The sequence below is a fragment of the Fodinibius sp. genome (assembly GCF_041642155.1).
GTDB lineage: Bacteria > Bacteroidota > Rhodothermia > Balneolales > Balneolaceae > Fodinibius.
Map to the genome: position 1 here is coordinate 1 of NZ_JBEPWZ010000116.1, position 8,850 is coordinate 8,850.

Sequence of the window (8,850 nt, forward strand, 5' to 3'; positions counted from 1 at the left end):
ATATCCGCAATCACTCCCTGCTCCCGCAGCGCCGCTAAACGGTCCATGACATGCTTTCTGCTCATTGGTTTTCTCCCCCCGATATATATCGGTCTAATCTCCGGATCGTGCGGGCAGGCGGCCGGTCGTAGAAGATGCCTTCCCTGCCCTTCTCATTTATGCCCCGCAGGAAGAGATAAAACGCGCCGCCCATGTGCGTTTCATAAGAATATCGGGATGATAGTTTCTGTGCTAAAAACCGGTGCAGGGCGAGGGTGTAAATGTGATATTGCAAATCATATGAAGCCTCCCGCATTTCATGCCTCAGGGAAGACTGACCGTAATCGCTGTAGGTATCCCCGAGGTAGTTGCTTTTATAATCCAGAATGTAAAATTTGCCTTCATACTGAAATGTCAGGTCAATAAATCCTTTCAAGAAGCCCGCGGCTGCCTCTCCTCTTGCAGGGGGACCCCCGTCATCTTCTTTGCGGATAATAGCAAGCAGCTTCCGGGTCTCAATAGCCTTATTTTCATAGTAAAACTCCATCTCGGGAATCAGCTCAGACGGCGTCAAAGCCGATAGTTTGAGTCCCCCGCCTCCCGGAAGCAATGGCTTGTGCACTACGGTTTCAAGCATCTGCAGGGCAACCGCCTTCCACTGCGGGTCAATGCCATGCATGGCAAAACTGTTTTCTATGGCAGTGCCGACATGGTCAAGAGTGACAAAATCGACTTCCTCAAAGATATGGTGGAGGCAGGTGCCGGGCTGGGGACCTTTGGGAAAGTTGAACATCGTCAGCTCCTCCGCTGTCGGCATTTCTCCTTCACCGGCGTCCACAGCCAGAAACTGGTCGTAGTCCGGCATGTCCGGATCATCGTCCATCCAGCTGCTCAGCGAAGAGAAACTGGAGACCCGGTAGCGGGACGCCAGGGAGTCGGTCCGCTCAAACGAGCGCGCCCGCAAAACGGGGCTGGGGGGTCCCTTCGCCAGCAGTTCCAGCTGCTCACCCTCACCCCCGCCTCCGGACATTCCGGGCTCTCTCTGCAGGGTGAACAGGTCGGGGTACTCCTCACAGAGATTACCAATTGCCCGGTTGATCTCATCAGCCGACCCTTCCACCTTCTCCCCGTAGCCCACTTTGGCTTTCAACAGGTTTTCAACCTGTTCGGGGTCCTGGAGGAGGTAGCCCAGGGACGAGAACTCAGAGGCATTGGCACACATCCACGTCAAATACAGGCAATGCTCGGCACGCGTCATAGCAACATAGGCGAGACGCATATTTTCAGCCAGCTCTTCGCGCCGGGTATAAAATCGCTTCTCGGCCCGGTCAGGATCCGACTTGCCATTCAAATCCAGATAAGAGATTTTCCGATCGTCGGGATGATGATACTCCAGCGGCTGACCGTTGTCCCTGATATCGGGACCAAACCACAAAAAGGGACAAAAGACGATGGGATATTGCAATCCCTTGCTTTTGTGCATGGTCACGATCTTGAGCAGGTCTTCATCGCTTTCCAGCCGCACCTGCTCTTCATCGCGCGTGCTGCTGCCGTTCTCCCGTCGTTTGCGGGACAGCCAGTGCAGCAGGCTGCGTGTCCCCTCCCGGTGATACTGCGACTCTTCCTGCAGCAGTTCACCAAGATGCAGTACATTCGTGAGTCGCCGTTCACCGTCCGGGTACCGGATCAGATGCTCCGCCACCTCCAGCTCGTCCAGCAGCGACTGAAACACTGCGGCAAAACCCCGCTCCTGCCATGTTCTGTGCCAGTCGGAAAACTGCGTCAGCACCTGAATCCATCGCTCCTCATCCTCTTCGACAGCAAGCAGATCGCCGGCCGTGTAGCCGGTCAGGGGCAGCGACAGGGCCGTCTTCACCAGCGTCTCATTTGCGGGCTCGACCACCGCTTTCAGCAGCTGCTCGATCTGCTCGCTCTCATCACTTTTAAATACACTTTGTTCGCTGTGACGCACGCTCTTAATGCCCGCTTCCCGCAGCGCATCACTGATCAATTCGGCCTGTGCATGTCTCCTCACCAGCACGGCGATATCCCTGGCACTGACGGGGGCATCCCCGATGGTGATCTCCCCCTTCTCTCCGCCCCTGAGCAGCCGGCGGATTTCGCTGACGGTGTCGGCGACTACTTTTTCTTTGGCATCCCCTTTCCGCAGCCGGTCCCCGGAATCCGACAACAGGCGGAAGCGGACAGGGGCACGCTCCCGCCCCTCTTCCAAAAGCCTGTCGTACTGACCCTCCCCCCGTCCCGGTGTTACCTGCTGGTAGGCAATGTCCTCGACTACAAAGGGCCTTTTTTGTTGTCCCCATAGCACATTAAAGCCGCGCAGAAGTCCGGGTGTTGACCGGAAGTTGCGATCCAGCCGGTAGCGGTTATCCCCGGGAGCATCCCCGCGAGCCTTGAGATAGGAATACACGTCAGCCCCCCGGAAGCTGTATATCGACTGCTTGGGATCGCCAATCATAAAAAGCGCCGAGCCGTCGGAGTCCCTGTAGATCCGCCGGAAAATATCGTACTGGTTCGGGTCCGTATCCTGGAATTCATCCACCATCGCAAGGGGATATTTTTCCCGCAGCTTGTCAGCCAGCCGTTCCCCGCGCTCGGGGTCCCCCAGCGCATTCCGCAGCCTCAGCAGCAGGTCGTCATACGCCAACACCTGCAGCTCCTCCTTCTTTTGTTCCAGTTCCCGCCGCAGGTAGTGAAGCAGATCTTTTCGAAACCATACCTGGAACTGTGCCACGGTCTCGATGACCGCCTCGTATTCATCCACCAGCTGAAAAAACGGGTGTTCCGGAGGGAGTACGCCCTGCTCGACCGCCTTTTTATTCAGACTCTCATTGATGGAAGACTGTCGGAACCGGTAAAACTGGGTAAACGTATTGAGCGGCGGGACCTCAGAGACCAGGAAATCGTCCATCAGGTCAAACCACTTTGACAGCTTGTTGCCGGTATAATAGCTCAGGTATCCGCTATCCAGGAGAGCAAACAGTTCCTCCCGTTCCCGGGACCATATATCCCGGAGCTCCCCGTATATATCCCAGCACAGCGACACCTCATACTCAATCTGAACTCTGTCGTTTTCCACGGGCAACACCTTCAGGTGCGGCTTTCCCACATACGATCCCAGCTCCTTCGCCAGCGCCTCCGGTCCGAATCCATTGTCAACTAACAATTTGAGCAACAGCCGCTTCCGGGGATGCTCCGCAACCTCCGCCACCCAGTTCCGCCAGTAGTCGTCCACCGCTTCCTGTACCAGCTCCGAATCATCTCCCACCATCTCCGCATCGTACAGGGCGCGGCTCTCGAATGCCTGCTCCTGCAGGGCCTGGTAGCAGAAGCCGTGGATGGTATAGACGGAAGCCTCGTCAAACATCCGGACTGCCCGCTCGAGCTTGTCCACGGCCTTTTTGCACTCCGAAACCTCCGCCAGCAGATCCCTCAAAAACTGGTCCGACGGGTCCCCGACCTCGCCCGATTTCAACGCACGTACCGACGCGCGAATTCGTCGCAGCAGCCGATCTTTCAATTCTTTGGTTGCAGCCTCGGTATAGGTGACCACCAGTATTTTCCCGACGGAAATATCCCGCTCGATCAGCGCCCGGATATAGAGCGATGTAATATTGTAGGTTTTGCCTGTCCCGGCGCTGGCCTCTACCAGGTTGATACCCGAAAAGGTGATCTCAAAAGGGTTCAGTAGTTTCATCCTATAAGTCCCCCTGCTTTAACGCCTTAAAAAAAGGCGCCCAAAAACGGTGACTCAGTTCCCTGAACTGCTTAACATCATCCCCCAACGGCCGCTTCCGGCTGTTGACCAGTTTGATGTAGGGGTCCTCTCCCTCTCCGGGATACCCGCCCCAGCCCGGCTCCCATTTGTCCATCGCTCTTGCGAGGCCCTGTTCTTCTGTTTTACCCTCCGCGATAATGCTTTTCGCATAAGCGTACGATGACTTGCAATACAGCGGCAGGGGATGCTGTAATCCCCGCCAGTACAGCTCCATTAAATTTGAAAGTATTTCTTCAAAATCTTCCGGCGGCGACAGGCTGTACTCCTGGAAAGACGACTTATCCCAGGCGAACATCAGACTTCGTCCGGGATGCTCCGCGGGCTTCACCCGTTGAACAAGCAGGTGACGGATCCACCCTTCGATCAGGTACCTGGGACGTGCTTTGCCGAACCGGTACATCATATGGGCATCCTCGTACATGTTGGTCAGGCTGCCCACGATACGGAACTCTCCGATGTTAATATTGACTTCCGGGTCCGGCAGCGGCTGCCGGTCGAGCCGCCGCTGTATTTCACCGCCGAAAACCCGGACCTCCGTTGCTTTCTGCCGGTACGCCTGCGCTCCCGTCCACCCCTCGGGCAGCATATCCCGCGCTTTCAGGTTTTCGTAGTATGTGTCCAGCGGCTGTTCCCTCAGAAAACGTTCCAGCAGCTCCTGCTCCACCCGGTAGCCTTCCAGTCCCCCTAAAGCAAACGGCTCGCGGTCTTCGGTCAGCACCTCCTCTCCCCCGGGATAGATCCCGAGGCGCTGCTGCAGCAGGTACTTCACCGGCTGCTGAAAAAAGGAAACAAGATCATTGACCGACAGCATCTTCCACTCCTCACCAGGCTCCGGCAGATCCGTATGTATAAAAGGCGGCGGAGGATTCAGATCATCCAAAAGCAGCTGACTGACCCTCATCTGCGTTCGGGAATAGCTAAAAAGTCCCTCCGCCCCCTTAAAATAACCGGGACTAAAAGCCTGCAGGCGGTGCCTGGTCATGATATCCCCGGACTCCAGTCCGTACTGTTCCTCCAGGTAGTCCAGGAACTCCCGGAGGACGGTCGACGGCGGGAAGTCGGCATCCTGCCGGTTACTCTGTCCCACATAACTGAAATACAGGTGCGTCTGCGCCGAAAGAAGATTCTCCAAAAAGATATGGCGATCCTCTTCAGACTGCACCGGGTCGCCGGGACGCGCATCCAGGTGCATCAGGTCAAACTCAATCGGTATCTTCGAGCGGGGAAAAGCTCCTTCATTCATTCCGATCATGCCAATCACCTTGAACGGGATACTCCTCATCGGCATCAGCGAGCTAAACGTAACCCCCCGGCCCATGCGTCCCCCGCCCGTGCCCTGTTCCTCCAGCCGCTCCTGCAGCCAGGAACGCACAACCGAAAAGGGAACAGATCCCTCAAAAGATGCCAGCGAGGCGTATTCCGTCAACTGGCCGACGGCCTCGCGGATCCGGGAAATTTGCCTGAAGTACTCTTTGGTATCGGGAAGGAATATTCCAGGAATCCGGTTCAATACCGGCTGCCAGCCTTTGGGGGATTTTGCTTCCTCCACCGAGCGCGCGATATCAAACAGCTCCTGCAGGAACCGGGAAAACCGGCCCGCCAAATCGGCATCTTCGGAGGTTGCGATCTCTTCGTATGGAAAGATGCTGTTATACAGGTGATCGTCCACCGGTTTCATGGCATACCCCAGCAGCATGCGATTTCGTCCCGATTGCCAGGTAAACCGGTCGCTTTGCGGCACGTTCATCTTCTGCTTGAACGGCCCGTCAATTCCCCACCGGATCCGGTTGTCCCGGATCCACTGTTCCAGGCGATTCAGCTGTTCGTCGCTAAAGTCAAACGCTTCCTGGACGGGATTGGAATCCAGCAAATCCAGCACATCGGTCACTTTAAAACGGCTTTCGCAAAGACTCAGGATATTCAGGAACGACTCCACGGCGGGAGATTGCCCCTCCATCCCCCGGTCGGCAATACAGTACGGGAGATCCGGCTGTCCCTCGTCCGGCGTTTCAAAAACGGCTTTCACCATCGGTGCATAGGTTTCGATATCCGGCGTCATAATCAATATATCACTGGAAGTAAGATCCGGGTTGCTATTCAGTATCCCCAACAGCCGGTCGTACAACACCTCGACTTCACGCATGGGACTGTGACACGAATGCACCTGGATGGACGAATCGGCGGCCGGTACATTCAGCTTGCGTCCGATAAGGGGACTGTCTTTTTTGAGGTCGGACCGGATGGCGCAAAAAACCGAAGCCCCCTCCCGCCGTTTGGAATCCACATGCTGCCACTCCACCGGGGCCGCTCCCTGCCTGTCGGCTTGCGCGAAGGCGGTCAACTGGGAGATAAAGCGAGTCCCCCCGCTTCCAAGCGACTGCAGCAGCGGGTTGTTAAAGTCTCCACTCTCTTTGACACGAGGATCAATTGCAAGCTGGTAAAAAGAGACCCGGGTGAATTTTGAGAGCTTCACCATGGTTTCAATAAAAGCCGGCGATGCGGTGGAGACCCCAAACACCGAAACACGATCAGGGAGGCGATCGGTTGTCAGTGTTCCGTTATCTAAAGCCTCCCACAGCTTCTGCTGCAATTGTGCGCGGTGCAGCCATATTCCCTCATAATAGGTTTCCCAGTGGCTGATCAGCCTTCTCCACAGCCGGGACTGCCACTTTTCAGCCTTCCCCTGCCGGGTATTCCATTTCCGCTGCTGCCAGTCCATGATCATGCGGGGGCGATAGATCAGGTACTGGTCAAAGACGTCGGCGATTTTGGACGCAAGCTTCCAGCTTCGGAACACGCGCTGCGCGGGGTTCTCGTCCTCGATATAGTGGCGCAGGTTATCAAAGTTTTTCAAAAACTGCTCATCGTTGAAAAGATCCATCAGCGTCCATGTCATCGGTCCCCTGTCTGACGGCAACGTCTCCGGTATGTCGGGATGAATGGTACGGATCAGGCTCCAGATGCGCTCTGAGGGAAACTCGAAAGTCATATTGGCTGAGATACCCTGTTTTTTCGCCCTGTATAGCGAGAGCCACTGTCCCATCCCGTGGTTCTGCACGACCAGTATTTCCGGCGCCAGCGGGTTGCCGCCCGGGGCGCTGAGGCATTCCTCGAACAGCCGCTGGGCCAGTTCATGCTGATCCGTTCCATAGTAAAGCGTAAGCATCAGGGTGCAAAGCTAAGGATTCAATTCTAACATCGGGATTCCACTGTATCAAATATCGATACATCTTCCTCTTCATCTATGATAAAAACTAAAATACGAATAAAAAGGTATTCTGCTAAACCCCGGTTCTTCTTGTGTGGGTCCATGCTTTGAGAGGAAAGCGAACGTGTGAACCGGGGCATGGACAAATTTTTAAATACTCCCCGTCAATTTGCAAACCGATAATATGTTGCTAAATTAACAGTCCGCAGATGGGTACAGCAGAAAGTTAATTAACCATATATATCTCATACATGGACAATCAAGAGATGGCCGCGCAGGACCAACAACCGATATCGGTGGGCGAATGGGTGTTGTATTTATTCCTGTTCAGTATCCCCTTCGTCAATGTCATCATCCTCTGTATCTGGGCTTTTGGCAGCGAACCCAACCAAACCAAGAAGAATTTTGCCCGGGCGGGCTTGATCTGGATAGCCGCCGGCATCATTTTTTACCTTTTGCTGATGTTCCTGATCTTCGGCACCTTCTCAAGCATGATGCATGATATGAATATGCAAACGGTGTAGGATGTATGTATCCAGCCGGCGATGTTTTTTGGGTTCCGTTTTGCGTCGCTCTAAAAAATGGAACAGACATTTGGTGTAATAAATCAGATTAATTGCTGTTTTTTTCAAGTCAAATGGTACAGGCGCGTGGAGCGGTGGCTCCCGATTTTGGGATCAATCCAATCATTCCATCTCCTCCGTATCGCGAACGGTTTCCAGGTACTCGCGGATACGGTGGGCGTTCACCCCTATATCCCCCCTGCCTATTCGCGAGACCGAGCGGACATCAATTTTGCTTTTGCCGCGGGTTTCGGCCGTATCCACGCGAATCACCACATCATCGATAAATCCAAACCAGGGAAGCTTGTCGAACGCTTCGATCAGCCCCTGCTCTTTATCCGACGTCACAATCTGCTCCCACGGCATCTGCCGGGCCGCTTCGAGCGCACGGTCAAAAGCTTCCGGGTACTCCTCCTCCAGATAAAGTGTTTGAACGTCCGGGTAGTGCTCGCGCTGTGCATCCGCCTTCTCCTGGTCGCCGTAGGTAGTATCGTTGGAAGCTTCTGCCCGCAGCGGGACGATTGCCTGGAATCTCGGAGGATTGTCAATATCCGTCGAGATGTCGTGAATCGGCGGATATTGCTGTGCCTGGTAAAACCAGTAGCCCACCGTGGCCAGGACGGCAATACCCAGCATCACTCCGGCTGCCGCCGTTCTGGTAGAGGGACTCGTACTCCCTTTCCACCGGGCAAAAGCATATACCAGTCCCAGGGCGAGCCCGATAAGAGCCAGGACCGAACTGGCTGGCAGCAGCCAGGTAAAGGCCACTCCCAGTTCCCACCAGTTCCACTGGTAGCCGTACCCCGACAGCAGCAACACAAGCGCAGCTGCTATTCCAAAGATCATGCTGGCCAATGCCCACCTTGATATCCTGTCTTCCTTCATCGTTTCTCCCTGTTTCATCATAAGTTCGTTTGTACTACCCGTATGTCTATTTGTGCTACCCGTATATCTATAATCAACATGTTTTCAACCACAAAGACAAGCCTATCTTTTAACCTGGACCTATTCTGCCTTGCATTTCATTTATAACTGACCCATGTTTGAGACCAGTAAACAAGGATAACGGATCGTCTATCTCCATACTTTCATGATTCAGGCTCACAAAACATTCTCCAGGCACCAGGCTATTGAGCTTTATAAAAGCCTGCTGCTTCCCCGCCGCATCGAAGAGCGGATGCTCAAGCTGCTGCGCCAGAACAAGATCAGCAAATGGTTTTCGGGCATCGGCCAGGAAGCGATTGCCGTGGGCGTGGCCTCGGCCCTTCATGAGGAGGATTACCTGCTCCCCATGCACCGGA

Annotated in this window: 5 protein-coding genes; 2 read left to right on the forward strand and 3 right to left on the reverse strand. The window is 54.7% G+C overall.

Annotation, left to right across the window (positions count from 1 at the left end; genetic code table 11):
* Window positions 1–61: 61 nt before the first annotated feature.
* Window positions 62–3,697 (reverse strand): exodeoxyribonuclease V subunit beta, encoded by a 3,636-nt coding sequence (recB, locus tag ACESLU_RS08290; protein WP_372637757.1) that lies wholly within the window; start codon window positions 3,695–3,697, stop codon window positions 62–64.
* A gap of 1 nt (window position 3,698) precedes the next feature.
* Window positions 3,699–6,944 carry an exodeoxyribonuclease V subunit gamma gene (locus tag ACESLU_RS08295; RefSeq protein WP_372637759.1) on the reverse strand — a complete coding sequence of 1,082 codons (3,246 nt, stop codon included), beginning with the start codon at window positions 6,942–6,944 and terminating at the stop codon, window positions 3,699–3,701.
* A 293-nt stretch (window positions 6,945–7,237) separates the two neighbouring features.
* On the opposite strand from ACESLU_RS08295, the gene ACESLU_RS08300 reads away from it, so the two are divergent.
* Window positions 7,238–7,510 (forward strand): hypothetical protein, encoded by a 273-nt coding sequence (locus ACESLU_RS08300; protein WP_372637762.1) that lies wholly within the window; start codon window positions 7,238–7,240, stop codon window positions 7,508–7,510.
* 162 nt (window positions 7,511–7,672) lie between these two features.
* On the opposite strand, the gene ACESLU_RS08305 is transcribed toward ACESLU_RS08300, so the two are convergent.
* A complete protein-coding gene (locus ACESLU_RS08305) occupies window positions 7,673–8,455 on the reverse strand; it encodes a DUF1499 domain-containing protein (protein ID WP_372637766.1) in 783 nt (260 codons plus the stop codon).
* Window positions 8,456–8,639: 184 nt separating this feature from the next.
* Here ACESLU_RS08305 and ACESLU_RS08310 point away from each other — a divergent pair.
* Window positions 8,640–8,850 (forward strand): thiamine pyrophosphate-dependent enzyme (locus ACESLU_RS08310; protein ID WP_372637769.1); only part of this gene is annotated, 211 nt, incomplete at its 3' end.